24 protein-coding genes are annotated in these 25,327 nt (G+C 64.2%); 9 read left to right on the forward strand and 15 right to left on the reverse strand.

Annotated features, from left to right (window positions below; translation table 11 throughout):
* Window positions 1-87: 87 nt before the first annotated feature.
* Both hrpB and ACSEXW_RS04680 read right to left on the reverse strand, forming a co-directional pair.
* Window positions 88-2,685 (reverse strand): ATP-dependent helicase HrpB, encoded by a 2,598-nt coding sequence (gene hrpB, locus ACSEXW_RS04675; protein WP_438444941.1) that lies wholly within the window; start codon window positions 2,683-2,685, stop codon window positions 88-90.
* A gap of 28 nt (window positions 2,686-2,713) precedes the next feature.
* Window positions 2,714-3,559, reverse strand: a complete 846-nt coding sequence (locus ACSEXW_RS04680) for a DUF72 domain-containing protein (RefSeq protein ID WP_438444942.1) — start codon at window positions 3,557-3,559, stop codon at window positions 2,714-2,716.
* Between the two features lie 242 nt (window positions 3,560-3,801).
* Here ACSEXW_RS04680 and rnjA point away from each other — a divergent pair, with 242 nt between their 5' ends.
* Window positions 3,802-5,532, forward strand: coding sequence for a ribonuclease J1 (gene rnjA / locus ACSEXW_RS04685; RefSeq protein ID WP_438444943.1), 1,731 nt, complete (start codon window positions 3,802-3,804; stop codon window positions 5,530-5,532).
* 117 nt (window positions 5,533-5,649) lie between these two features.
* Here the strand turns inward: rnjA and ACSEXW_RS04690 are convergent, their stop codons facing one another.
* Together ACSEXW_RS04690 and ACSEXW_RS04695 are read right to left on the reverse strand one after the other, a co-directional pair.
* Entirely contained in the window at window positions 5,650-6,015 is a 366-nt protein-coding gene (locus tag ACSEXW_RS04690; RefSeq protein ID WP_438444944.1) for a response regulator, read from the reverse strand.
* Window positions 6,016-6,040: 25 nt separating this feature from the next.
* Window positions 6,041-7,924 carry a flagellar assembly protein A gene (locus tag ACSEXW_RS04695; RefSeq protein WP_438444945.1) on the reverse strand — a complete coding sequence of 628 codons (1,884 nt, stop codon included), beginning with the start codon at window positions 7,922-7,924 and terminating at the stop codon, window positions 6,041-6,043.
* Between the two features lie 215 nt (window positions 7,925-8,139).
* Here ACSEXW_RS04695 and ACSEXW_RS04700 point away from each other — a divergent pair, with 215 nt between their 5' ends.
* From ACSEXW_RS04700 to ACSEXW_RS04710, 3 genes are all read left to right on the forward strand, one after another.
* Window positions 8,140-9,126 carry a MerR family transcriptional regulator gene (locus ACSEXW_RS04700; RefSeq protein WP_438444946.1) on the forward strand — a complete coding sequence of 329 codons (987 nt, stop codon included), beginning with the start codon at window positions 8,140-8,142 and terminating at the stop codon, window positions 9,124-9,126.
* 66 nt (window positions 9,127-9,192) lie between these two features.
* Window positions 9,193-9,900 (forward strand): class I SAM-dependent methyltransferase, encoded by a 708-nt coding sequence (locus ACSEXW_RS04705; protein WP_438444947.1) that lies wholly within the window; start codon window positions 9,193-9,195, stop codon window positions 9,898-9,900.
* A gap of 34 nt (window positions 9,901-9,934) precedes the next feature.
* Window positions 9,935-10,318: a VOC family protein gene (locus tag ACSEXW_RS04710; RefSeq protein ID WP_438444948.1), complete on the forward strand. Its 384-nt coding sequence runs from the start codon at window positions 9,935-9,937 to the stop codon at window positions 10,316-10,318.
* Window positions 10,319-10,389: 71 nt separating this feature from the next.
* On the opposite strand, the gene rarD is transcribed toward ACSEXW_RS04710, so the two are convergent.
* From rarD to ACSEXW_RS04735, 5 genes are all read right to left on the reverse strand, one after another.
* Entirely contained in the window at window positions 10,390-11,286 is an 897-nt protein-coding gene (gene rarD / locus ACSEXW_RS04715; RefSeq protein ID WP_438444949.1) for an EamA family transporter RarD, read from the reverse strand.
* Between the two features lie 156 nt (window positions 11,287-11,442).
* The gene (locus ACSEXW_RS04720; RefSeq protein ID WP_438444950.1) at window positions 11,443-11,619 is read right to left on the reverse strand and encodes a YjfB family protein; all 177 of its coding nucleotides are present in this window, start codon (window positions 11,617-11,619) and stop codon (window positions 11,443-11,445) included.
* A 32-nt stretch (window positions 11,620-11,651) separates the two neighbouring features.
* Window positions 11,652-12,569, reverse strand: a complete 918-nt coding sequence (locus ACSEXW_RS04725; RefSeq protein WP_438444951.1) for an exopolyphosphatase — start codon at window positions 12,567-12,569, stop codon at window positions 11,652-11,654.
* Between the two features lie 107 nt (window positions 12,570-12,676).
* Entirely contained in the window at window positions 12,677-14,374 is a 1,698-nt protein-coding gene (locus tag ACSEXW_RS04730; RefSeq protein WP_438444952.1) for a methyl-accepting chemotaxis protein, read from the reverse strand.
* Window positions 14,375-14,523: 149 nt separating this feature from the next.
* A complete protein-coding gene (locus ACSEXW_RS04735; protein ID WP_438444953.1) occupies window positions 14,524-14,769 on the reverse strand; it encodes a YiaA/YiaB family inner membrane protein in 246 nt (81 codons plus the stop codon).
* Window positions 14,770-14,936: 167 nt separating this feature from the next.
* On the opposite strand from ACSEXW_RS04735, the gene ACSEXW_RS04740 reads away from it, so the two are divergent.
* On the forward strand, window positions 14,937-15,275 hold the full coding sequence (locus ACSEXW_RS04740; RefSeq protein WP_438444954.1) for a L,D-transpeptidase: 339 nt from the start codon (window positions 14,937-14,939) through the stop codon (window positions 15,273-15,275).
* A gap of 165 nt (window positions 15,276-15,440) precedes the next feature.
* Entirely contained in the window at window positions 15,441-15,752 is a 312-nt protein-coding gene (locus tag ACSEXW_RS04745; protein WP_438444955.1) for a (2Fe-2S) ferredoxin domain-containing protein, read from the forward strand.
* A 70-nt stretch (window positions 15,753-15,822) separates the two neighbouring features.
* On the opposite strand, the gene ACSEXW_RS04750 is transcribed toward ACSEXW_RS04745, so the two are convergent.
* Entirely contained in the window at window positions 15,823-16,752 is a 930-nt protein-coding gene (locus ACSEXW_RS04750; RefSeq protein ID WP_438444956.1) for a DNA-3-methyladenine glycosylase family protein, read from the reverse strand.
* Window positions 16,749-17,270 carry a methylated-DNA--[protein]-cysteine S-methyltransferase gene (locus tag ACSEXW_RS04755; RefSeq protein ID WP_438444957.1) on the reverse strand — a complete coding sequence of 174 codons (522 nt, stop codon included), beginning with the start codon at window positions 17,268-17,270 and terminating at the stop codon, window positions 16,749-16,751. The genes ACSEXW_RS04750 and ACSEXW_RS04755 overlap by 4 nt, the downstream gene beginning before the upstream one ends.
* A 160-nt stretch (window positions 17,271-17,430) precedes the next feature.
* Between ACSEXW_RS04755 and ACSEXW_RS04760 the strand changes: the two genes are divergently transcribed.
* From ACSEXW_RS04760 to ACSEXW_RS04770, 3 genes are all read left to right on the forward strand, one after another.
* Window positions 17,431-18,018: a bifunctional transcriptional activator/DNA repair enzyme AdaA gene (locus ACSEXW_RS04760; RefSeq protein ID WP_438444958.1), complete on the forward strand. Its 588-nt coding sequence runs from the start codon at window positions 17,431-17,433 to the stop codon at window positions 18,016-18,018.
* Window positions 18,019-18,112: 94 nt separating this feature from the next.
* The gene (locus ACSEXW_RS04765) at window positions 18,113-18,679 is read left to right on the forward strand and encodes a hypothetical protein (protein WP_438444959.1); all 567 of its coding nucleotides are present in this window, start codon (window positions 18,113-18,115) and stop codon (window positions 18,677-18,679) included.
* A gap of 182 nt (window positions 18,680-18,861) precedes the next feature.
* The gene (locus tag ACSEXW_RS04770; RefSeq protein ID WP_438444960.1) at window positions 18,862-20,247 is read left to right on the forward strand and encodes an MFS transporter; all 1,386 of its coding nucleotides are present in this window, start codon (window positions 18,862-18,864) and stop codon (window positions 20,245-20,247) included.
* Window positions 20,248-20,293: 46 nt separating this feature from the next.
* Here the strand turns inward: ACSEXW_RS04770 and ACSEXW_RS04775 are convergent, their stop codons facing one another.
* The 4 genes from ACSEXW_RS04775 to ACSEXW_RS04790 form a co-directional block, all read right to left on the reverse strand.
* Window positions 20,294-20,755, reverse strand: a complete 462-nt coding sequence (locus tag ACSEXW_RS04775) for a c-type cytochrome (protein WP_438444961.1) — start codon at window positions 20,753-20,755, stop codon at window positions 20,294-20,296.
* 88 nt (window positions 20,756-20,843) lie between these two features.
* The gene (gene pdaA / locus ACSEXW_RS04780; protein ID WP_500797269.1) at window positions 20,844-21,623 is read right to left on the reverse strand and encodes a delta-lactam-biosynthetic de-N-acetylase; all 780 of its coding nucleotides are present in this window, start codon (window positions 21,621-21,623) and stop codon (window positions 20,844-20,846) included.
* Between the two features lie 153 nt (window positions 21,624-21,776).
* Complete coding sequence (locus ACSEXW_RS04785; RefSeq protein WP_438444962.1) at window positions 21,777-22,949, reverse strand: MFS transporter; 1,173 nt, start codon at window positions 22,947-22,949, stop codon at window positions 21,777-21,779.
* Window positions 22,942-25,314: an ATP-dependent DNA helicase gene (locus tag ACSEXW_RS04790; protein ID WP_438444963.1), complete on the reverse strand. Its 2,373-nt coding sequence runs from the start codon at window positions 25,312-25,314 to the stop codon at window positions 22,942-22,944. The genes ACSEXW_RS04785 and ACSEXW_RS04790 overlap by 8 nt, the downstream gene beginning before the upstream one ends.
* Window positions 25,315-25,327: the final 13 nt, after the last annotated feature.

Raw genomic sequence — 25,327 nt, forward strand, 5'->3', positions numbered from 1 at the left:
GCTTCTCCGCCTACCTGAACGATATGGCGCAGCACAAGAAAGACCGAAGGTATATTATAGGCCTCCGGTCTTCGTTGTGCTGCCGTTCTAATTCCGAGGACGAACCCGGTTGGTAGGCACCGCCTCCAAGGGGTTGTCCGGCCAGTAATGCTTGGGGTACCGGCCCTTCAGATCCTTCTTCACCTCGAAGTACGTCTCCCGCCAAAAATTCGCCAGATCCCTCGTAACCTGGACCGGCCGTTGGGCAGGGGACAGCAGGTGGAGCACCACCGGCACCCGGCCCCGCCCGATTCGCGGGGTCTCGGTCAGGCCGAAGAGCTCCTGCAGCCGGACGGATAACACCGGTGCCTCAGGGTCGCTGTAGTCCACCGGAATCCGAGAGCCGCTCGGCACGCCGAGGTGGGTGGGCGCATGCTGGTCCAGCTCCCGCTTCCGGTTCCAGTCCAGCAGCTCCCCCAGCACCTCGGCCATGTTCAGCCGTCCGAGGTCGCTCTTGCTGCGCATCCCGGCCACGAAGGGCCCGAGCCACTCCGGCAGCGTGTCCAGGAGCGCCTGCTCCGACACATCCGGCCAGGCCGGGTCCGCGTAGTGCATGAAGCGCAGCCGCTCCAGCAGCTGGCGGGACGCCTTGGACCAGGGAAGGAGCTCCAGCCCCTCCTCGGCCACGCCCTCGAGCAACGCCGCCGCCACCCGGTCCGGGTCCGAATTGTGCACCTGCTGGTCCCGCAGGACCAGCGCTCCCAGACGGACTCTCCTGCGGGCGCGGACAGCTTGGGCGGCTCGGTCCCAGACCACCTGGACCTCCGTCTCCAATTGGTCGGCCAGGTGCTGCTCCAGCTGGGCGAGCTCCACGGGGGCGCCCAGGTACACCCGGCTGTCGGCCCCCTGGTCGTCCAGCTCGGCCGCCACGATGTACGGCGCATGCGCCAGGTGCTGGCCCTCCGCCACGGCGGCCCCCCGGCCATTGCGCAGCGTGAACCGGCCGGCGGCGCGAAGCTGGCCGATCCGGTCCGGGTAGGCCAGGGCCAGCAGCAGCCCGCAGGCGGCGGGCTCGCCGGCCGGCGCACCGCCTGGGGCCGCCGAAGCCGGGGCCCGTTCCGATGCGCCGGGTCCGGAGCGGCCCAAGGCGGCCAGCTCGCGCCGCCAATGGGCGGCCTCCGCCCGGATGCGCCGCAGCGCCGCCGGGTCGGCGGACAGGCCCAGGGCCGCCGCTTCCCCTGCGCCCTCCCGGCGCAGCGCCTCCACGCGGAGCCGCAGGTCCGCGTTGGGCGGGGCGCCCGCCGGAGCGCGCAGGAAGTCCCGCTCGCCCAGGATGGCCGCCAGCTCGCAGGCGAGCCCCGTCAGCCCTAGCGGGACCGCCCGCAGGGCCATATGCGCCAGCCGGGGATGGAGTCCCAGCCCGGCCATGGCTCTGCCGTGGGGCGTAATCTGCCCGTCCGCCCCCAAGGCGCCCAGGCGCGTCAGGAGCTCCCGCGCCTGGGCCATGGCGGCCGCCGGCGGCGCGTCGAGCCACCGGAGCTCCTCCGGCACGGCTCCCCAGGCGGCCAAGTCCAGCGCCAGGGGAGCCAGATCGGCCTCCAGGAGCTCCGGGGTGGTCCGGGGCGGCAGCTGCCGGTCATCCTGCTCCGTCCACAGCCGGAAGCAGACGCCCGGGCCCTGCCGGCCCGCGCGCCCGCGCCTCTGGTCCGCCGAAGCCCGGGACACCGGCACCGTCTCCAGACGAGTCATGCCGGTCCGGGGTGAGAACCGGGGTACCCGGGACAGGCCGCCGTCCACGACCACCCGGACTCCGTCCACGGTCAGGCTCGTCTCCGCAATGGAGGTGGCCAGCACCACCTTGCGCCAGCCGGGCGGCGCCGGGGCCAGGGCCTGATCCTGCGCCTCCTGGGGCAGCGTGCCGTGCAGCGGCAGCACCTTCACCTGCCGGCCCTTCAACGCCTCGCCCAGCCTGTTCTCCGTCCGGCGGATCTCCCCTGCTCCCGGCAGGAACACGAGCACATCGCCCTCGCAGGACCGGAGGGCCTCCAGCACCGCCGGAGCCACCGCGTCCTCCAGCCGGCCCTCCGGCCGCCGCTCCGCGTAGCGGGTCTCCACCGGGTAGGCCCGCCCCTCGCTGACGACTACCGGGGCGTCCCCCATGAGGGCCGCTACCGGCTCCGCCTCCAGCGTGGCTGACATCACGACGAGACGCAGCTCCTCCCGCAGGAGCCCCTGCGCCTGCAGGCACAGAGCCAGGCCCAGGTCGGCGTGAAGATTCCGCTCGTGGAACTCGTCGAACAGCACCGCCGCCACGCCCTCCAGTGCCGGGTCCGTATGGAGCATCCGGGTCAGCACCCCTTCGGTGATGACCTCGATCCGCGTGTCCGGCCCGACGCAGGTATCCATGCGGACCCGGTAGCCTACGGTCCGGCCCACGGGCTCCCCCAGGCGGGAAGCCATGTACCGGGCCGCAGACCGGGCCGCCAGCCGCCGGGGCTCCAGCATCAGGATCCGGCCCCCCGCCGCCCAAGGCTCCTCCAGGAGCGCCAGCGGAACCCGGGTGGTCTTGCCTGCTCCCGGAGGAGCCACCAGCACGGTGTTCGTTCCGGTCCGGAGCACCCTCCGGAGTTCCGGCAGCGCCTCCTCCACCGGCAGTCTCCCGCCTGCGCCTACTCTCTCTTGCCTCTCGCCCATTCCATGCTCCATCTTATGCGGCCTCCGCTTCCTTCCCGGTTTAGAACAGATCCAGCTGTCTCGGCGGCGGCTCCTTGGGCGTAAGGCCCAACAGCTCCTGCAGCAGCTTGGCATTGCCCGCCGCATGGCCGCCCGAGTTGTTGTTGAAAATGACATCGACAGTCTTCGATTCCCGCTCCAGCTCCCGCAGCCGGTCCGCCCATTCGGCCAACTCCTCCCGGGAATAGTCGTACAGATAGCGCACGTCCCGCCAGTTCCGCCCTTCCTTGCGGGTCCAGCCCTCCGCATTCCTCCCGTGGAAACGGACCAGCGTGGCGCCCTCATGGGTCGCCCGCAGCACCGTCGGCACGGAGCCCGGGCCGGCATCCGGCTCGTCGCAGACGCCATGAATCCAGCCCTCGCTCCGCATGAAGGCCAGCGTGCGCTCCCGGTGCTCCTCCGTGAACCAGCTCCGGTTCCGGAATTCCAGCGCCAAGGGCAGCTCCGGCAGCAGGGACCGGGCGCGCCGCAGCGTCTCCACATGATCCCGGGTGCAGTCGAACCAGGGCGGGTACTGGAACAGCACCATGGCCAGCTTCCCCGCTGCAGCCGCCGGCTCCACGGAGGCCCGGAACTCCCGGAACAGGTCCGCCTCGTCCGTGAAGGGAGCCGCCCCACGGCTGTGTCCCGTCATCCCCTGGTAGGCCTTTACCACGAAGGCGAAGCCCTCCGGCGTCTCCTGCACCCAACGCTCGTAATAGGCCGCCGGCTGTACGGCATAAAAGGAGCTGTCCACCTCCACAACGGGAAAGTGCTCCGCGTACGTCTTCAGCTTCAACCGGGGCGGCAGCCCCTCCGGGTATAACTCCTCCTGGTCTCCCCACCCTGCAAGTCCGATCCGGATCACTACGGAACCTCCTCCGCGCCGTTTTCTCGTCCTCCCATTATACCCCACACCCTCCAAAGCTGCGAAGAGAGCAGGGTTTGGGCTTTTTTATGGGGCCTGCGGCAAGTTTCAGGCTTGCAGATTTTGACTAATACGAAGCATAGCGGGTACAATGAAGTAACGGCTTGAACGGAACGGACCTTCACGATGTGACCGAGTTGAGCAGGAACTTTCCAATATGGACTAAAGAGAGAGGACTCTTCATGAATCAGAACCCTACCAGCGAACCGACCACCGAGCAGCGCAAAAAGCCTGCCCGCAGACGTTCGTCCCGCGGTCTAGTCAAGATCTTCGGCTTAGGCGGCATGGGCGAGATCGGCAAGAACATGTACGGCATTCAATACAAGCAGGAGATCGTCGTCATCGACTGCGGCGTGAAATTCCCGGGACGCGACATGCCCGGCGTGGACTACATCATCCCGAATATCGAGTATCTGCTCCAGCACAAGGATCAGGTGAAGGGCATCTTCATCACCCACGGCCACGAGGACCATATCGGCGGCCTGCCCTTCATTCTGAAGGAGCTGAACGTACCGGTCTACGGCGCGCCGCTGACCATCGGGCTGATCCGCTCGAAGCTGGATGAGCACCGGCTTCTGGCCACGGCCCAGCTGCATGTCATCCAGGACGACACGGTCATTGCGCTGGACGCGCTGAAGGTCCGCTTCTACCGGACCAGCCACAGCATTCCCGACGCCTTCGGCGTCGTGGTGGATACGCCCATCGGGCCCGTGGTGCATACCGGGGACTTCAAGTTCGACTTCAGCCCCGAGGACAAGCCCGCGGATCTCTACAAGATGGCGAAGCTCGGAGAAGACGGCGTTCTGGCCCTGCTCGCGGACAGCACCAACAGCGAGAAGCCCGGCTTCAGCCCCTCCGAGAAGGTCGTCGGCAGGGCCATCAACACTACATTCGGCAAGTGCCGGGGCCGCATTCTGTTCGCCACCTTCGCCTCCAACGTGCATCGGCTCCAGCAGGTGGTCGAAGCGGCCATCGAGCACCGGCGCAAGATCGCCGTCATCGGCCGCAGCATGGAGAAGGTCTTCGACATCGGCCAGGAGCTGGGCTACATCCGTCTGCCGGAGGGCATGCTGATCGACGTCCGCGACGTGGACCGCTATCTGGACGAGGAAATCGTCATTATCTGCACGGGCAGCCAGGGCGAGCCCAACGCGGCTCTGTCCCGGATCGCTTCGGGCTCCCATAAGTACATCCAGATTCAGCCGGGGGATACGGTCATCTTCTCCTCCTCGCCGATTCCCGGCAACACGCAGAACATCAACCAGAGCATCGACCGCCTGCTGCGCGCCGGAGCTCATGTCATCTACGGCTCCATCGTGGACATCCACACCTCCGGCCACGGCTGCCAGGAGGACCTGAAACTCATGCTCCGCCTGATGAAGCCCAAGTTCTTCATTCCGATCCACGGGGAATACCGGATGCTCGTGCAGCATGCCGCCCTGGCGGAGAAGATCGGCATTCCGCGCTCGGACATCCACCTGATGGGGATCGGCGACACCTTGACCATCTCCCGCACGGAGGCCCGCCGCGGGAGCCCGATTCCGGCCGGCGAGGTATTCGTCAACGGCTCCATGCCCGGCGGCCTGGACCGCTCCATTCTCGACGAGCGCCGGAAGCTGTCGGACAGCGGCCTGATCATCGTCGTGGCGGCCTTGGACAAGGAGCGGATGCAGGTCCTGGCCGGCCCCGACATCGTGAGCCGCGGCTTCGTCTACATCCGCGATTCAGGCGCGCTGATCGCCCAGGCCGAAGCCGTGCTCCGCCGCGTCATCAAGCGGCTCTCGGACCGGGAGGTCCGTTCGGTCAACGTCTGGAAGAAGGAATTCGCCGACGCGCTGCATTCCTTCTTCGAATCCAAGCTCCAGCGCTCGCCCGAGATTCTGACCGTCATCTCCGAGGTGGAGCCCGACTGACCCGGGCCGCGCCCATTCCCTTAATGAAAGAGCCGCTCCTTGCCGGAGCGGCTCTTCCTCATGGGATGCATCGGATTGGAGATCGGCAGTCGCGTCACGCGGCTTCATCCTTTTTTTTCAAACCCGCTTCAAGGTATTCAGGATCGATTCCATCACCCGCTTCCGGTCAAAGGGCTTCACGATGAAATCCTTCGCTCCGGCATGCAGGGCTTCCAGCACCAGCTTGTGCTGGCCCATGGCGGAGCACATGATGATCCGGGCCTCCGGATGCTGCCTCATGATCTCCTGCACCGCCTGAATCCCGTCCATCTCCGGCATCGTGATGTCCATGGTGACCAGATCCGGACGGTAAGACGCGTACATGCGCACCGCCTCCCTGCCGTTCCCCGCCTCGCCGGCCACCTCCAGGCCCATCTCCGCCACGATATCCTTCAGCATCGTCCGGAGAAACGCCGCATCGTCCACGATCATCACCTTCGCCATCGTACCGCCTCCTCGGAGCTTCATCTCAGCTGTCCCCTGCGGTTCCTTCCAACACGAATCGGTTCTGATCCAGATACGCCTGAACTTGGCTCATCGGCTCCAGGATCACCCTCGAGTGCTTCCCGATGGTAATCCGGCCGTAGTGCATCCGCTGGAGCGTCACCCGCTTGCCCGCCTTCAGATGGGTCTCGCCCCCCACGTCACCTCCGACCGTCATGGCCGAAATGATGCCCAGCGCTTCGATCTCTCCTCCCCGGCACACCGAGTGGCTGTCGAAGAAGGCGATGTTACCCTTGCCGTAGAGGTTGCTGCGGAGCACGCCTTCCTTGCGAATGAAGATATCTCCCGTCGACTTCAGATTGGATAGGTGGCACTGGGCGATGTCGATGAAGACGTAGGACTCCTGCATCCGTTCGATCATCTGGTGGGTCTCGTGCACATGATTCTGTATGGCGTACAGATGATTGAAGGAATCGAAGGCCAGGATCTTGTGGGGATCGATCAGGAGCTTCAGCTTCTCCTTCAGCTCCTCCATCTCGCTCTCCGTAATCCGCTGCAGGCTGCGGATGGAGACCAGACAGTCCGAGGCGAGCTCCGGGACGTCCTTGAACTTGCTCTCGATCAGGATGTTCATCACCTGTCCGATGCGGACCACCTGGCCCCGGGATTCGATCATGTCCACAAGGAGCTTGCCGGCCTGCCGGAGGTTGCCGAGGGCGGTATCCAAGGCCTTGCAGCTGACGTACAGACGGTTGAAGATGACGCCGAAGTATCCCGAGTACAGATTGGAATTGATGATGTTGCCCTTCACCGTAATGCTGCCGGTGGCCGTGATCGTAGCTTGATAGACACTGCCGAAAACGTACACGTTGCCGAGGGACTCCACAATCATCCCCTCCGTCACATCCCCGTAGACGACCACATCCCCGGAGAATACGATATTGCCCGTCTTCAGGTCCACGTTCCCGGAGATCACATAGGCGGTCGTAATGTCAAAATACTTGATCATCTCCGAACCCGTCACCCGGGGACGCCCGTCCTTCAGGGCGTACACCCCGCCGTCCGGACGGATCTCCACATGATCCTTGGCGATGACGGTAATATCCTTGGGCGGCGCCGGGCGGATCAAATCGCCGTACACGTCATAGCCCATGACGCCCTGCTTCATGGGAATCTTGCGGGCGATCAAGTCCCCCTTCTTCACCGACGGGATCCGGGCGTGGTTCCGGTAGTCCACCGTGCCCGTCCTCTCATTCTCGCAGAAGACGTTCTCGATCTCCTCGGAGAAGTAGATCTCCAGCCTTGCGTCTACGCTGGACTCCTTGTCCACCCCGTGGGCCACCGGCACCTTCTCCCCGGTCGGCATCTGCAGCTCCTGGAAGATGGCGGAGGTCCGGATGTTTTTGGTGATCTTGCGGTCTGATAGCGCTTTCATAACATCGGCCAGCCGGACGGTCTCCAGCACCATGGACTCATCCCGCTCCGCTTCCACCAAGAGCTGCTGCCGGTCCTCCCGGGGAAGCAAGCGCCAGCCGCAGCGGTTCTTCCGCTTCACCTGAAGATAGGCGCACAGCCGGTCTTCCGAAACCTCAACGGTAAACAAGGGCTCCTCCGCGATCTGCCAATCCAGCTTATCCCCCGGCATCACCAGAATCGGATCGGTACAAACCTTGCCGTTACGGAGGAGCTGTACCGGAGGCAGTGCTTGGACTGTCGGGTAGCCTTGGGACTGGTCCGTCTCCACCAGCAGGACCTTGTTGTCCTCCACGCGGAGCAGGAGCCCTTTCCCTTCGGCGCGAACCGAACCGCGGGACTCGTATTCCGGAAGATCCGGAGCGGGGTCGGCGGGATCGACGCTTAATTTTTTGACCAGGTTGACAAGCTCGTCTTCCGAAATATACTTGGACACAGGAACCCCTCCTCTTCAACATGTGGTGCAGGGTTGATGCGCCGGTTACGGATCCCGTCCGTCAGGGGACGGTCTTGAAAATGCGTCAATATTGTGAACCCTCTTACTTGTATTATCGGAGATTCCGTACCGGATGTATAGTCCTTTTTAACTAGATTGCAACTGGAAAATAATGACCACAGGCCTACGCCTCTCCGGTCCGAAAGGAGACTTCCATGCAGCCCATCCAAATCGCCGAGGCCGCAGCCCGGCTGGGCATCAGCGTCCGGACCATCCGCTTCTACGAGGAGAAGGGGCTCATCTCCCCCTCCAAGACTCCTCATAACGGCTACCGCCTCTTCACCGGCCAGGACCTGCTCCGCCTCCAGACTCTGCTCGCCCTGCGGGAAACCGGGCTCTCCCTCTCGGACCTCCATACGGTGATGGACACCTACGGCATGGACCAACGGGAGGAGCTTCTGTACCTGATGGAGCTGCAGCGCTCCGTCCTGTACGCGGAGCGGCTGGATCTGGACAGCCGGATCCGGCTGAACGAGGAGGTCATCGCCTCCCTCCGTACCGGCGGAGAGCTGTCCGCCGACGCCCTGTTCAGCCGGGCGGAGGCCGCCCGGCGGGAACGGGAGGTGCGCCACGGCTGGGCGGACCATTACCGCTTCGACCGGCAGGCGGACACCTTCGACCAGGAGGTCGGGAACGGAAGCCCGGACTATCCGGGCTATGCGGAAGCGCTGCGCACGCTGCTGGAGGCGGTGGACCCCCGGGAGGGGGAGAGCGGCATCGACCTGGGGACGGGCACCGGCAATCTGGCCGGCGCGCTGCTCGCCCGCGGCGTCCGGATGAAGGCCGTGGACCAATCCCGGGAGATGCTTCGCCTGTGCCGCCGCAAGCATCCGCTTCTGGAGACGAAGCTCGGCAACCTGCTGTCGGTGCCCTACTACGAGGGCACCTTCGACCTGGCCGTGTCGAGCTACGTGCTCCACCGCTTGACCCCGGACGAGCGGCTGCTGGCCCTGCGGGAAGCCCTGCGGATCCTGAAGCCCCACGGCCGTCTCGGCCTGGCCTGCCCCCTGCCGGAGGAGGCATGGGGGCCGCTGGTGGGGCTGCTGCGATCGGAGGGCTTCCTGGTCCAGCTGCTCGCTCCGGCGTCCGGGGTCGCCGTGCTGCTGGCCGTCCCCATGCACCGGGGACGGCCCGGGTCTTGACTCCTCCGTAACGGAAGACCTTACGATGGGACGGAATACCATCCCAAGGAGGTAATAACTACCGTTATGCCTGATCATGACAAGATTTACCATCAGCAAGCCGAGCTCTATGAAGCCCTCGTCTCCAAGCAGCCGTCTCTCCTCGACCTGGTGAACGGCATCCGCCCAGTCCGGGGGCTCGATATCGTGGATGCAGGAGCCGGCACCGGCCGGCTGTCCGCCGTATTGGCCCCTTATGCCCGCAGCCTGACGGCGCTGGATGCGTCGGAGGCCATGCTGGCGCTCACAGCGCAGAAGCTCGCCGCCTCCGGACTGCCGCAGGAGCGGTGGCGGTGCGCCGCCGCCGACCACCGTCGCCTGCCGCTGCCGGACGCCTCCTGCGATCTGCTGGTATCCGGCTGGAGCGTCTGCTACCTGGCCAGCAGCAACCGTCCGGACTGGGAGGCGGATCTGGACCGGGCGCTGGCCGAGTTCCGCCGGGTGCTGCGTACGGATGGCACCCTGGTGCTGTTCGAGACCATGGGCACGGGAGTGGAGAAGCCGGAGCCCCCGTCTTTTCTGACCGGGTATTACCGGCTAATGGAGGAGCGGTACGGCTTCGCCCGCAGGATCTTCCCCTTCGACTATACGTTCGGGGATTGGCGGGAGGCCGAGCGCTGCGTTCGGGCCTTCTTCGGAGACGGGCTGGCCGACCAGGTGCGGCGGGAACGCCTCTCCACCGTGAAGGAATACGCGGGAATGTGGTGGTTGACAGCCCCTGCCCGTTTGGGTTAATTTGGAATTATTCCAAATTGTCAGGAGGCCCGACATGTCCGTTCCCCCCGTCGCTGTTCAAGGCATCGGCCAAGTCTCCATCCCCGTTAAGGACCTGGATGCCGCTATCCGTTTCTACCGGGACACCCTGGGCCTGCCCCTCTTGTTCCAGGCGCCCGGCATGGCCTTCCTGGAGTCCGGCGGCGTCCGCCTCCTGCTCTCCGTGCCGGAAAGGCCGGAATTCGACCATAAGAGCTCCATCCTTTACTTCCGCACGCCCGATATCCACACCGGCTATGATGCCCTGGTCTCCCATGGAGCAGAGCTGGCCGGCAATCCCCACAAGATTGCCGAGAGGGACGGCATCGCCACCTGGATGCTCTTCTTCAAGGATCCGGACGGCAACACGCATGCGCTGATGAGCGAAGTGGCGGTATAACCCGCCCACCGCTAAAGAAAAAGAGGCGATCCCCGCCATGCTCTGCATGGCACGAGGATCGCCTCTTTTCGTTACGCCGCTTGATGGGCGTCCTTCTGCTGGCTGCGGGCCGAATGCCGGACGGAGGCGATGGTGTAGACCACGAGCGCCGCCCAGATCAGCCCGAAGCTGATCCAGCGGGCGGTATCGAAGCTCTCGTGGTACACCCACACCCCGATGCCCAAGGTAATGGTCGGCCCGATGTACTGAATGAAGCCGATAGTCGACAGCGGCAGGTGTCGGGCCGCCTGTGCGAACCAATAGAGCGGCAGCACCGTGGCCACCCCCGCCAGGAGCAGGAGCACCCAGCCCAGCAGCCCCAGCTCCCCGGTGCCCGCATGGCCGCCCGCCTGCACGTAGAGCAGGTAGCCGGCGGCGATCGGCGTCACCAGCACGGTTTCCCAGGCCAGGCCGGTGGTGGAATCCATCCGGGTCTTCTTTTTGAAGAAGCCGTAGAGGGCGAAGGTGCCCGCCAGCACCAGCGAGATCCACGGAAGCCGTCCGTACTCCACCGTCACCACCGCCACCCCGCCCAGGGCCAGCGCGATGGCCGCCCATTGTCCGGCATGCAGGCGCTCCTTCAAGAGCACCACGCCGAGCAGCACGTTCAGAAGCGGGTTCATGTAATACCCGAGACTCGTCTCCACCATATGGCCGTTGTTCACCGCCCAGATGAAGACCAGCCAATTGACGCTGATCATGAGCGAGGACACCAGCACCAGGCGGAAGGTCTTGCCGTCCCGGATGGCCGTCCTCCAGGCCCCGAACTGGCGGGTGACCGCAAGCATCCCCATCAGGAACACCGTGGACCAGACCACCCGGTGCCCGAGAATCTCCCATGCCGGCACCTCGTCCAGCGCCTTCCAATACAACGGCAAAAATCCCCACGCCAGATATGCCAGCAGCGCGTAAGGCAATCCTTTATTCATCGTGTCGTTCCCCTTCGGCGGCGCAATGCCGCTTTCATGTACTAAGGGATAATTATAGCAGGCCCCGGCCCGAGCGGCATCTTGCAAAGATGTCCGTTTCTTGAAGAAGCTTCCGGCCAGGCAAAGAAAAAGCCAAGCGGCACGCCGCTTGGCCATTCATACCCGGATATCAAGATTGGCTCCGAGGTTCGGGCGAATGCTCATCTCCATCATCCGGATCATATCCGTACTCTGTTGGACAGCCTGGGTCTTGGCAAGACTCATCACCTGAAGACTGACGGCCTGCGCCAGATTGGCTTGGCTGACGGCCGTCGATAAGGCTGCGATATCCATGCTTCATCCCTCCTGTACCGGCCAGCGCCGGATCAGCATGACTTGAACTTGGCCACCAGCTCGCCGATCACCCGGTCCGCATCCGCATACGGCACCTGGCAGGTGCCGGCCGCTTCGTGGCCGCCGCCGCCGTATTCGCGGAGCAGGAAGCCGACATGGGTGCCGCAGGTCTTGTTCAAGATGCTGTGGCCGCAGGCGATGGCGCAGTTCATCTTCTGGTAGCCGTCGACGATCCAGAGGTTCACGTTCTGCTCTGGGTAGAGGGCATAGATCATGAACCGGTTGCCCGGGTAGATGGTCTCCACACCGCGAAGGTCGGTGATGATCACATTGCCCTCGGTGCGGGTGTGCCGGCCCAGCATCTCGCGGAACTGCGCATCCAGCTCGTAGTAGCGGTTCACCCGCTCCTTCACGTCCGGATCCTCCAGAATCTCCTCCACCGTCATATAGGCGCAGAGCCCGACCAGCTTCTCCATCAGCTGATAGTTGCTGATCCGGTAATCCCGGTAGCGGCCCAGACCCGTGCGGGAATCCATCAGGAAGCTCAACAGCTCCCAGCCCTTCGGGTTCAGGATGTCCTCCCGGCCGAACTTGGCGGCGTCCGCCTTGTCTACGCCCTCCATCATGCTGTCGAATTGGGGACCGAACTTCTCCCGGCCGCCGAAGTAGTCATAGACCACCCGCGCGGCGCTGTCCGCCACCCGAGCCTCGCCCTGATAGGAGTAACCGGCCTCTTGAACCCGCCGGACCTCGCTTGCGTGATGATCGAACCACATGCCGCAGCCGGGCACGTACGGTACGTTGGTCAGAATATCGTTATCGGTGATCTCCACCAGTCCGTCCTGCATATCCTTCGGATGGACAAACTTCATATCATCGATCAGCTTCAGCTCCTTCAGCAATACCGCCGACGCCAAGCCGTCAAAATCGGATCTTGTAACCAAACGCATGATTGTACCTCCTACAGCCTCCAGATTATAACCATTTTAACATTCCCACGCAGTAAAAAAGAACTACCTTTTCATAAAATATTCGCAAAATTTGTAGAAATTCGAAGCTACACCTTAAAGCGGGCCAGCATCTGCTGCAGCTCCTCCGCCAGCTTGGCCAGATAGGCGGACGAGGCCGACACCTCCTCCATGGAAGCCAGCTGCTCCTCCGAAGAGGCCGCGATAGTCTGGGCTCCCATGGAGGTGCTTCTTGCCACCTCGGACAAGGTACGGACCGTCTCCTCCGTCTCGGCCATTCCGCTTCGCATCCGCTCGGAGATCTCTGCCGTCTCTTGGACCCGGGCTCCCAGTTCGTCCATGGAGCCCAGGATCAGCCCGAACTTCCGGTCGGTCTCCTGGACGGCGGCGATGCCATCCTGTACTTGGCTCTTCACCTTGTCCATGGCTCCGACCGTCCGACCGATATCTTCCCGGATGCCGTCGATCAGCTCCGCCACCTTGGCGGCGGATTCCCGGGAGCCCTCCGCCAGCTTCTTGACCTCCGCAGCCACAACCGCGAATCCGCGCCCGCTCTCTCCCGCCCGGGCCGCTTCGATGCCTGCGTTGAGAGCCAGCAGGTTCGTCTGGGTCGCCAGCTGCGAGATGACCTGCGCCATCTCCCCAATCTGTCCGGAACGGTGGGCCAAGGAGCGGATGGACAGATCCGATCCCTCCACCGCCTCCCGGATCCCGCCCATTCGCTCCACCGTCAGGCGGACGGACTCGCCGCCCTCGCCGGCCAGGACCGTGGTATTCCCCGCCAGCTCCAGCACCTGTCCCGTGCCGGAGTGGATGTGCCGGATGCCCTCGCCGATGGCCTGCATGAGCGCGACGCCCTCCTCCGTCACCGCCAGCTGACGATCCGCTCCGCCTGCTATATCCTGCATGGCCGTTGCAATGTGCTCAGTCGCCTTGCTCGTTTCGTCCGCGCTGACGGTAAGCTCCTCCGCCGTCGAAGCCGTCTGCAGGGAGGTGGACACTGCTGTCTGCACCAGACTCTGGAGACTCTCCCGCATCCGGTTGAAGCCTGCGGCAACCTGCCCGATCTCATCCCCGCTCCCGTCCTTCACCTCGACGGTGAAATCGCCCGAACCGGCCGACTCCATGGCCGAGCGCACCTTCCGCAGCCGGGAGGAGAGCCGCCAGACGAACAGAAGCACCAGCACGGCCGCCGCCGCCAGAGAAGCGCCGAGAATCCAGAGAAATTGGACCAGTGAATCGCTCACACGCTTGCCGATGACCGCCTCGGAATGCCCGGTGAAGAACATGCCGATGACCTGCTTATCCGCCCCGAAGAGTGGAATATAGGCCGTCTGGTAAGGCACGCCCAGAATTTCCGCATGCCCCTGATAGATGTTCTTCCCCTTCAGCACGGCCTCCTCGACGGCTGCAGATACTTTGGTGCCCACCGCACGCTTGCCCTCCGATTGAACGGTCGTGGCGACCCGGGTATTGCCAAGGAATACGGTGACCTCTCCGCCGGTCATCTCATGAATCTCATCCAGCAGCTCATTGTCGCCGCTCAGCTTCCGGTCGCCTTTGTACAGCTCGTTATTCTTGACCTGCCACGGACCCGGATAGCGGGCCTCCATCAGCTTCAGCCCCAGCATGGCCGTATCCCGGGCATTGTCGGATACCTCATCCCGGATTCCCGTCTCCATCTGGCGGGAGGAGGCTCCCGCCATCACCACCGCGAGCACCAGCATGATCAGGAAGAACAGCAGAAACATTTTGACTCCAAGCCTCACATTGCGAATGATGTTCATGATTCGTCCCTTTCCGAAGCTATTTTTGCATCATTCGACTTAGTTCGACATTTTTCGCTATTTCTCCTGCTTCAAACACAAAAAGCCGCTGCACCGCCCGGTTAGGGCTGGCGCAGCGGCTTGGCGGCCGCGGTTCCTGGAACCTGCATTTAGACATCCAGACCACCGTGGGATCCATGGCCTGTGCCTTCTTCGTCCTCCTGGTTGTCGCGGATCGTCTTCTGCAGCACGAAGGCCGACATCGTCAGGAACATGGCCGTTACGGCATAGTAACCTTTCACCGACAGGGGCTCTTCCAGCGTGTAGATGCCGATAAGCATAGCGGCGAAGGATAAGACGAACGAGGTCCAAGCCATAAAGGTAAACGCGTTGGTGTTTCTTTTTCTTGTTTTCATCAGTTATTCCCTCCTGTGTTTGCTGGTATTAGCACCAGCTCTTAAATCCTATTCTACGGAAATTTGGCCTCGGCATAAGTACTAACTTCCCCTAGTACCAGAACATACGTTTCGCCCAATCCCCGGTCCCCTCCGCCGAATAGGCTGATAGCAAGGGAGGGATTACCATGCCGAACAATCGGATCATCGTCGACCTGTCGGAACGCAAGCTCTATCTGTTGGAGGGAGACCGCACTGTCAAAATGTACCCTGTCGCCATCGGAGCGCTGGCCGCGGCCAGTCCGACAGGACGATTCACCATCGTGAACAAAGCGCCCCACCCCGGAGGCCCCTTCGGCGCCTATTGGCTGGGGCTGTCCAAGCCGCACTACGGCATCCACGGAACGAACAATCCGTCGTCCATCGGCAAGCGGGTCTCGCACGGCTGCATCCGCATGTACAACCAGGACGTCACCGAGCTGGCGGGTCTGGTCTCCATCGGAACTCCGGTCCAAATCCGGCCATAAACCTTTATTGTGTTAGGTTATCTTACACAAAACAGCGTTTCCATGATGAGATTGTTACGTTTTACGCAACAATGGGTTGGGATACGTCCAAAATCTTCGGTTTTCCCGTATAATCTCCTTAAGATATGTTAGATATATTCCCATTCGGGAGAGGAGACGGGGACTATGAACATGCGTTTGAAAGCACTCAAGCGGCATTTGTTTTTTTGCCACAGTGAGCATTGCGAGAACCAAGAGGTGGAGGAATTGATGGAAGCCTTCAAGGAGCAGCTGGTGGAGGCGGGCATCCACAAGCAGGTCATGATGAACAAGACCAGCTGTCTCGGCATCTGCGGCAACGGTCCGTTCGCCCTGGTCTATCCGGATGGGATCTGGTACTACAACCTGACGCCGGAGGACGCCCAGCGCATCACCTCGGAGCACTTTGTGAACAACGAGCCCGTGGAGGAGCTGGTCATGCTGAAGATCGGCGGTTGAACATAGGCGGACGAGGCTAGGCGAAAACGAGGGTGTCCCCACAGATGATGGGGACACCCTCGTTCGTGTTCTAGACGTCCTGGGCCAAGGAAGCCCACAGATAGAAGGTGGCGTAGGCCCGCCAGGGAGACCAGGCGGCAGAGAGCTCCTCCACCTCCTGCAGGGAGGGCTTCTCCGTCCGGCCCAGCCGCCTGCGGATGGCATGATGCACCCCCACGTCCGTCAGCGGGAACGCATCCGGATGGCGAAGACAGCGCATCATGACGTAGTTGGCCGTCCAAGGCCCGATGCCCTTGATGGAGGTCAAGGCCGGCTCCGCCCGGCTCATGCCCTCCAGCAGCAGCGCCTCCTTGGACAGCTCTCCCCCGGCGATCAGCCGGGCGACCCGCAGCAGCGTCTCAGACTTGCTGCGGGTGAACTGCAGCGCCTGCAGGTCGGACGGCTCCAGGGCGGCCAGCGTCTGTGCCCCGGGAAAGAGCCGCCACTCCCGGCCCTCCGCCTCCAGCCGGGTGCCGTACGTCTCGACCAGGCGCTTCTTCAGCGTATAGGCGAAGGCCAGATTGATCTGCTGGCCCGCCACCGTCCAGCACAGCGCCTCCAAGAGCGACGGCACGCCGATCAGCCGGAGCCCCCGGTTCCGGTCGGCGATGGGCGCCAGGATCGGGTCCGACGCGCAAAGGGCCAGGAATTCCCCGATGTCCGTATCCAGGTCCAGCCATTCCCGGACATACCGTGCCGCCTCCTCCCGGGGGCCGGGCTCCGGCACTCCGTTCCGAAACCGGATGCTGACGGCTCCCCTGGCCTCCTCCGTATCGAGCCCGATGGCCATCAGTACCGGTCCCCCCGAGGTATGAAGCGCCTTGTAGACGGTCCGCCCCTCTACCTGATGCAGACATTCCGATTCGGACCGGTTCAAGTAGACCAGCGCTTCCTCGAAGTGATAATCGCCAGGGGTATCCAGCACCATCAGTCCGTCGGGAGAAAGATGAGCCTTCGTCATCCGAAGGGCACCCCCTCCAACCGCAGCAGCGTCTCCTTGACCGCTAGGCCGCCTCGGAAGCCCGTCAGGCTGCCGTTCTTGCCAATGACCCGGTGGCAGGGCACCAGAAGGGGCACCGGGTTGGCGCCGTTGGCCGCGCCTGCGGCCCGTACGGCTGCGGGACGCCCCACGGCAGCCGCCAGCTCGGCGTAGCTCCGCGTGCTGCCGTACGGAATCCGTCGGAGCTCCTCCCAGATCCGCAGCTGGAACGGAGTCCCTCTCAGATCCAGCGGAAGCCCGAACTGCCGCCGCTCCCCCTCCAGGTATTCCTCCAGCTCCCGGACAGCCGGAAGCAGCGCTTCGTCATCCTGCACCAGCTCCGCCCCCGGAGCGTGCCGGTCTCTCCAGGCTTGAAGCGCCCCGGCTTCCTCATTGGGCCACGTAATCCGGCACAGCCCTTCCCCGGTCGCCATCAGATACAGCTTCTCCCCGCCGAAGCGGGGGAGAACGGCGGAGCGCCAGACCAGTCGTTGTCCCATGACCATCCCTCCCCTTCACAAACATCTGTTCCCAGTATACCTCCCACAGCCTCGAATGATAAGCGGGCGGAACCAGGAGCGCAAGATTTCAAAAGGGGGGCCTGCTATACTGGAGGGGTAAACATCCCTTCTGGGGAATCCCGATGAGGAGGCAGGCGCCGTGAATTCACCTATCCGCGACCCGGAGCTGGTCGAACACATCTACGCATCCGTCTCACGCAAGGAAACCGTCTATGACGGCATCTACTATACGGGCGTGCACACCACCGGCATCTTCTGCCGGCCCTCGTGCCGGGCCCGGACGCCCCTGCGGCGGAATGTCTCCTTCTATCCTTCCGCCCAGGCCGCGCTGGAGGCCGGGTTCCGCCCCTGCAAGCGCTGCAGGCCTGAGACACCGGGACCCGACAACCCCGACGCCGCATTGGTGAAGGCCGTCCGGGAGGCCATCCGCCGCAGGCTGCCCGGCTCCGTAACGCTGGCCACCCTGGCCGCCGAGCTGCATCTCAGCCCGTATTATCTCCAGCGGGTGTTCAAGCGGACCGCCGGAGTTTCCCCTGCCGAATACGCCCTGGAGCTGCGGGTGGAGGAGGCTAAGCGTCTCTTGACCGGACGCCCCGACCTGTCGGCCGCAGACATCGCGCGGATGACGGGATTCTCGAGTCCGGCCTATTTTTCTACCGCGTTCCTGAAGGCGGCGGGCGTCACCCCCACCGAATATCGGCTGGCAGGCGGGCTGCTGAAGAATTAGATTCGCAAGATGGGCTGCTTCCGGTATAATGTCCTCATACCTGCCCGCATACGGCCGCCGCCGGACCGGGCAGCACGACCGGAGGATGACTACTATGGCGGATATCACCCTGATTCCCCTATCGGCCAAATTGTCCGATGTGGTGCTGAAGCGGTACATCGAATCGTTCCTCGACCCGGAGCGGATGTCGTTCCCGACGTATCTGATGCTCGAGAAGCTGCGCCGCAACAAGGGCTACCGGAACAGCGGCTTCAAGTTCTGGGACTATCTGGACGACAAGCCCCGCATGAGGCCCTACATCATCTCGGAGGCCACCTTCCGCAGCTATTCCCACAAGCTGTCCGATCTTCTGGTGTATTGGGACTGCACCTATATGGAGCCCCCTTCCGCGTTTCCGTCCGGCAACCGGGTCTGTGCGGTGCAATTCGGCGAGATTGTCCGGAATCTGGACCTGTGTCCCCCTACCCTGTACCTGTTCGACCGCGACTTCAAGTGGACGCTGATCCGCACGGATGAGCCCCAGAACGAGCTGGGCTGGAACTGCCTCCAGATCGGGGAGATCGGCGGCCCGCCTGCCCGCAAGCCTGTGCCGGCCCCCGGACCCTCGGGCGAAGCGCCAACCACCCGTCTGTTCCCGCTGCAGCAAGCGCAGCGCTTCTGATCCGAATTCCTGTACAGCAAGCCGCCTCCCCGGAACCCTGTGGGCCGGAAGCGGCTTTTTTTGCCCCCCCCCCGGCTGGAGCAGCTTAGAAAAAGGGGAAGGAAGCCGGAGTCTTTTTCCTGTTTTGGTGCAGGGATTCCTGATAGAATGGAGCCTTATATCGCCCTCACGGAGGTGCCCGTATGGGACCATGGCAGACCGCGGTCCGGACCGTACGCGGCTGGGACCGCAACATCAAACTCTTCTTCCTGACCAACCTGCTGTTCCAAGCCGGCAGCGGGATGTTCTCCGTTCTCTATAATCTCTACGTGCAGGCCCTGGGCTACGGCCAGACGCTGAACGGCCAGCTCATCAGCCTGGCCTCCTTCGCCACGGCCCTCATGTTCATCCCTATTGGAATCACCGGGGACCGGTTCGGCCGCAAGCGGCTCCTCTCGATCGGCATCTGGGGCACCGGCATCGCCGGCCTGGGCCGCTCCTTCGCCGAAAGCGCAGCCGCCCTCGAGGGCTTCGCCGTGCTGCACGGCCTGTTTATGGCGGCCATCCAGGTGCTGGCGGTACCGTTTCTGGCGGATTACGCCAAGAAAGAGGAGCGCCTGCGGCTCTTGAGCTACCACTTCTCCGCCACGCTGGCCGCGCAGGTGCTGGGCAGTACGGGAGGCGGTCTGCTGGCGGACCTGCTCCAGTGGACGGGCACCGGCCGGACGGCCAGCCTGCAGATTGCCCTGGCGGTGGGCAGTGCAGCCGTATGGGCCGCCGCCATTCCGCTCATGGGCATCCGGGAGCAGAGGCGCACCGGGGAAGCACCGGCCGTGTCGGGCACACAGGCTGCGGCTGCGGAGTCGGCGGGCGACGCACCTCGGGACGCTGAACGCGAACCGGACGCTGCCCATGCTCCGGACGCAGCCCCTACGCCGGCCCCTGTACCCGCGCCGGAGCCCGCCGACGCCCGCCGCGACCGGACCATCATCGCCCAGTTCGCCTTCACCCAGCTCCTGATCGGCATCGGCTCCGGACTGGTCATTCCGTACCTGAACCTGTATTTCACCGACCGGTTCTCCGTCTCGCTGACCATGGTGGGCATCCTGATCTCGCTGGGCCAGATCATGACCATCGCCTCCATGCTCATGGGGCCGCGGCTGGTCAAGAGAGTCGGCCAGGTCCGGGCCGTACTGACCTTCCAGCTGCTGTCCCTGCCGTTCCTGCTTATTACGGGCTTCACGGGCATGCTGTGGATCGCCACCATCGGCTACCTGTTCCGCCAAGCGCTGATGAACGCGGCCAACCCGATCCACTCCTCGATTCTGGTGGACCGGGTCTCGCCCGCCCGCCGCGGCGCCGCCAACTCCATCAACCAGACCATGTTCATGCTGGGCTGGGCCTTCATGGGCTACGTGCAGCCGGCCATCTTGGCCCGCTACGGCGTCTATTGGGGCTATGCCATAACCTTCTGCCTGACCGGCGCCCTGTATATCACATCCGCCGCCTGCTTCTACCTGATGCTCCGGGAGCCGCGCCCGGCTTCGCTCGAAGCGGAAGCCTCCGCCCGGTCCACGGCGGCCGAATAACGAACAAAACCCTCCGAGGCTCTTCCACAGCTTCGGAGGGTTTCGTTCATTTTTTGGCGGCCAGCCAATCGGCCAGCGCGTTCAGCTCTTCGTCCTTCAGCTTGCCCTTGAAGGCCGGCATGCCATTGCGGCCGTTGGTGATGATGCCCAGGATCTGCTCCTTCGTGTACTTGGCGCCCACCTTGGCGATGTTCCGGTTCGCCGCCCCGTTGCCGTCCATCTTGTCCCCGTGGCAGGCGACGCAGTTGGCCTTGTACAGCGCCTCCACGTTGGCTGTTGTGGCCCCGCCGGCCGCCGGCGACGCCGCTGTGCCCGGAGCTGCGGCGCCAGGCGATGCCGCACCCGGCGACGCAGCTCCGGGAGACGCCGCACCCGCCCCGGCCGTCGCCTTGGGCGATGCTGCCGTAGGCGACGGGCTTGCGGCATTCTTGTTGCCGCCGCACGCCGCCAGCGCCAGAATCATGGCTCCCGCCCCCGCCAATAGGAGGGCTTGTCCCATCTTGCGCATGATTGAATCCCCGCTCTCGTTTGTTTTATATTGCCAGTACTAATATGGGGGATCGCCGGGGATTTTATACGGACTCACGGCCTCTGGCTTACCGGTACTCCCGGACCGTCAGCTGGTCCAGACTCTTGAAGGTAAAGCCCAGCTTCCTCGCATCGTCGATGATGCGGCCCAAGGCCTCCGCGTTGTCGCGGGAGACGCTGTGGAGCAGCAGAACCGCTCCCGGATGGAGCTGGGGCATCACCTTGTCGTAAGCATATTGGGCGCCCTTCTGGTCCTTGGTGTCCCAATCCTTGTACGCCACCGACCAGAAGACGCTGGTATAACCCAGCTGTTTGGCCGCGCCCAAGAGACGGTCGCTGAAGATGCCCCGCGGCGGCCGCAGGTACTTCATCTCCTTCTGGCCCGTCACCTCCGCCACACCGGCCTTCACCTTGTCGAGCTCCTCGGCGATCTTGCCGTCGGGCGTCGCGCTCAGGTCCGGGTGGCTCCACGAATGGTTGCCTACCAGGTGCCCCTCGCTCACCATCCGCTTCAGCAGCTCCGGCTGGTCCTTGATGTAATGCCCCGTCACGAAGAACGCCGCGGGCACCTGCTTCTCCTTCAGCACGTCCAGCACCTGGGCGGTATAGCCATTTTCATAACCGTTGTCGAAGGTCAGGTACAGTTCCTTTTCCCCCGTATTCCCGAGAAAAATCGCCTCGTGGCGCTTCAGCACCTCGAGGAAGCCCTCCTGCGCGATGGACGGCAGCTCGCCGTTGCGGCTCTTCTTGAAGCCGAAGTGGTAGGAGCCGCTCGCGGCCGCGGCCTGGCTCTCCAGCGAAGCGCCTTCCGTTGCGGAGACGGGTGAGGGATCCGCTGCGGCAGGCAGAGGCTTCCCTGCCCCGCTCCACACGGCGGCTGCCAACAGAATGCCGATGATTGGGTTCAACCTGCTCACTCCTTGGTAGGATTGGAGATTCCTTGGATCATGTGGCAACACAGGTAATATGTCACCGAATCCGGCGCTCCAACCAACCCAGGTTCAGGAAAAGCGACGCCGTCCCTCCCCCAGCCGCCCCCGCATAAACAAGGCGCAGCCCAGCAGGCCCGCCGCCGCAAAGCCGAACAGCAGCCCATAGCCCCCGGCACTCAGGAGGAAGCTGCCGAGCACCGGCCCGCAGGCCATCCCGAGATACCGGAACAGGTTGTACATGCCGGTGGCCGTGGCCCGGGTCTCCACGAATTCCTCCGTCAGAAGGGTGGTCTGGACCGGCAGCGACACGCCGAGGAACAGCCCGATGAACAGGGTCCCCCCGAGGAGAGCCCCCAGGGACAGGGGGTAGAGCAGCAGGAAAAGCGCCACCGCCAGCAGGTTCAAGAAGCTGACGGCCGTCACCAGTCGACGGCCGTCCAGCCGCAGCTGCAGCCGGCCCCCGATATAGCTGCCGGCTACGATCATGGCCGACATGGGGAGGAGGGCCAGACCTTTTTGCTCGGGGGAGAGGCCATAGCGGTCCGTCAGAATGCCCGGCACGAAGACCAGGAAGTTATAGAAGACGTAGTACTGCACGAAGCCCAGCAGGATGATAGCCGAGCCCACCCGGTCCTTCAGCACGGCGGCATAATCCGCCGGGGAGAACCGCCTCCCCGAGCCGGTAGCCGGCTTGGTCTCCTTCAGCAGAATCGCGTTGCCCGCCAGGATCAGCAGGCCGGCTCCCGTCAGCGCCAGGAACACGGTGTGGAAGTCGAACCGCCCGCCGAGCAGGCCGCCGATGATCGGGCCTCCGACCGGCCCCAGGTAGACCATCATCTGGAAGGTGCCCATGGCCTTGCCCCGAGCCGGGCCGTCGTACAGGTCCCCGATGACCGTCACCGCCACCACGGAGCCCGCCGCAATACCGATGGCCTGCAGCGACCGGAAGACGAGAATCCCGGCGATCCCGCCGGAGAAGTAGCAGCCGAGGGAGGCCAGGATGTAGATGGAGATGCCCGCCAGGAGAACTTTCCTGCGGCCGCGGGTGTCGGTCAGGGGACCGTACACCAGCTGCATCAGCGCCAGCCCCACGGTGAAGATGGAGATGGACACGTTGACCAGGAACGGCGTGGTGTGCAGCGCGTCCGTCACCTCCGGCAGGAGGGGCGTGTAGATCGTTTGGGTGAACGGCCCGAGAAAGGCCGCCAGCGAAACGGCGTATACCGCCCATCGTTTATTCATAGAGCTTCCGCCATATGGATCGGTCCATGCGGCCAGCCCCCTCTCCCATGATGTCCAGCGGTTTCCACTCCTCGGGCAGGAGCTGCAGGTACCCCGGCTGGCGGAACCGGTCATCCACCAGCACCAGCGTCCCCCGGTCCTCTTCGGTGCGGATGAGCCGTCCTCCCGCCTGCAGCACCTTGTTCATGCCCGGGTAGACGTAGGCATACTCGAAGCCGCTCTTCCCGATGCTGTCGTAATAGTCCTTGATCAGATTCCGTTCGGTCCCCAGCTGCGGCAGACCGACTCCCACAACCACCACGCCCGTTAGCCGGTCGCCGGCCAGATCGATGCCCTCGGAGAAGATGCCCCCCATCACGGCAAAACCGATCACCGGCCGCTCCGCATCCGCCCGGAACTCTCCCAGGAAGCGGTCCCGCTCCTCCTCGGCCATCCCCGGCTCCTGAAGCAGCACCTGGGCCGCCGTCACTCGTTCCATGAAGCGGGTGTGCACCTCCTTCATATACTCGTAGGAGGGGAAGAAGACCATCAGGTTGCCGCCGTCCAGCCGGACCCGTTCCTGCAAAAGCGCCGCAATGGGCGTGTAGGTGGCCTCCCGGTCCCGGTAGCGGGTGGACAGAGGCAGCAGCCGGACCTGCAGCTGCTCCTTGCGGAACGGCGACGGGATGCTTACCGTGTAATCCTCCGCGTCTCCGCCCAGCAGCTCCCGGTAGAACCCCAGGGGGGACAGGGTGGCGGAGAAGAAGATCTGCGCCCGGTACCCCTTGGACGTCTGCCGGAGCAGATGGGACGGGTCCAGGCAGAACAGCTTCAGCCGCAGCTCCCGGTTCTCCTCCTCGGCATAGGTGACGTACCGCTCGTCGTAGAGCCCGGCGATGCGAATGAAGTTCTGCGCCGCATAATAGACATCCTGGAGCAGCTCCGCCCCTTCTCCGTCCCCACCCGGATTCCCGGCCGCCAGCTCCCGCTCCGCCTGAAGGACGAATTCCTCCAGCAGGGGCAGGAGCTCCGACGGAGCTTCCTTCCGGGGCGGAATCCCCTGGCGGCCATCCTGCTCCTTGCGGAGGGCGATGAAGAAGCCGTTCACCGCCTTCGCCGCCCGGTACAGGGGCTCGCTGCGCCCCTTGAAGAGGCGCTGGAGCGCCAGGAACGGCCCCTTGGCCAGCTCCGCCGAGTACATCTCCCGCGCCCGGTCGGCCAGATTGTGGGCCTCGTCCACCAGCACCGCCGTCCGGCGCTTGTCCTCCTCCCACAGCCGCTTCAGAGCGATCCGGGGATCGTACACGTAGTTGTAATCCCCGATGACCGCATCGGCCGCATAAGCGGCATCCAGCGACATCTCGAAGGGGCAGACCCGGTGCTTCCGGGCGTAGCGTTCTACCACGCCCCGGGTCATCCGGGTCTCCCGCTCCAGCATGTCGAGCAGCGCGCCGTTGATCCGGTCGTAATAGCCGTCGGCGTAGGGGCAGGCCTCTGAAGTGCAGCGCACCTCCTCCTGGAAGCAGATCTTCTCCTTGGCGGTCAGGGTGACGCTGCGCAGCCGAAGACCGTGCTCCTCCATCCGCGCCAGCGCTTCCTCGGCTGCGGCCCGGGTCGTTGTCCGGGCCGTCAGGTAGAAGACCCGGCGCAGCTGGTCTTCCCCGATGGCCTTCACCGCCGGGAACAGGGTGGAGATGGTCTTGCCCGTGCCGGTGGGGGCCCGGGCGAACAGCCTGCGGCCCTCCGCCGCCGTCTTGTACACGGCGCCGGCCAGATGGCGCTGGCCCGGCCGGTAAGAGCCGTAGGGGAAGGGCAGCGCCTTGATGCTGGCCGTCCGCCGTTCCGCGTGGCGGAGCTGGAGCCGGGCGTAGGGCACATAGGCCGACAGCAGCGCCCGGACCTGCCGCTCCAGCTCCTCCGCCCCGGCTGTCCGCTCGAAGCGCCGTTCTTCCCCGGAGTCGGCTTGGACGTACAGGAGCCGGATTCCCATCCGGTCCAGTCCCTCGCTCCGGGAGAAGAGGTACGCGTAGCAGACGGCTTGGGCCCAGTGGGCGGGAAAGCTATCCTCTTCGATGAGCCGCAGGTCGCCCGAGGTGGACTTGATCTCCTCCACCGTCACCAGCCCCGGCTCCCCCGAAGAGGCCTCGCCCCCATAGCGGATGCCGTCGCACCGCCCCTCCAGCCGGAACAGAATCCCCTCCTGCTCCAGCTCGCCCTGGACGAAGACCTCGCTCCGGTCCGGCTCCGGATAGGCCGCCTGGATGCCCTTATGAATCTTCGTCCCCTCCGCCATGGAGCCCGGCAGACGGAAGCCTGCTTCGATACTGCCGCCCCTGCAGGCATATTCCGCCAGTCCCCGGACCGACAGCTGTACGGTCTCCGCCATGCTCTGCCCTCAC

It is taken from the genome of Oryzibacillus soli (assembly GCF_051594765.1).
Taxonomy (GTDB): Bacteria; Bacillota; Bacilli; order Paenibacillales; family NBRC-103111; genus Paenibacillus_AR.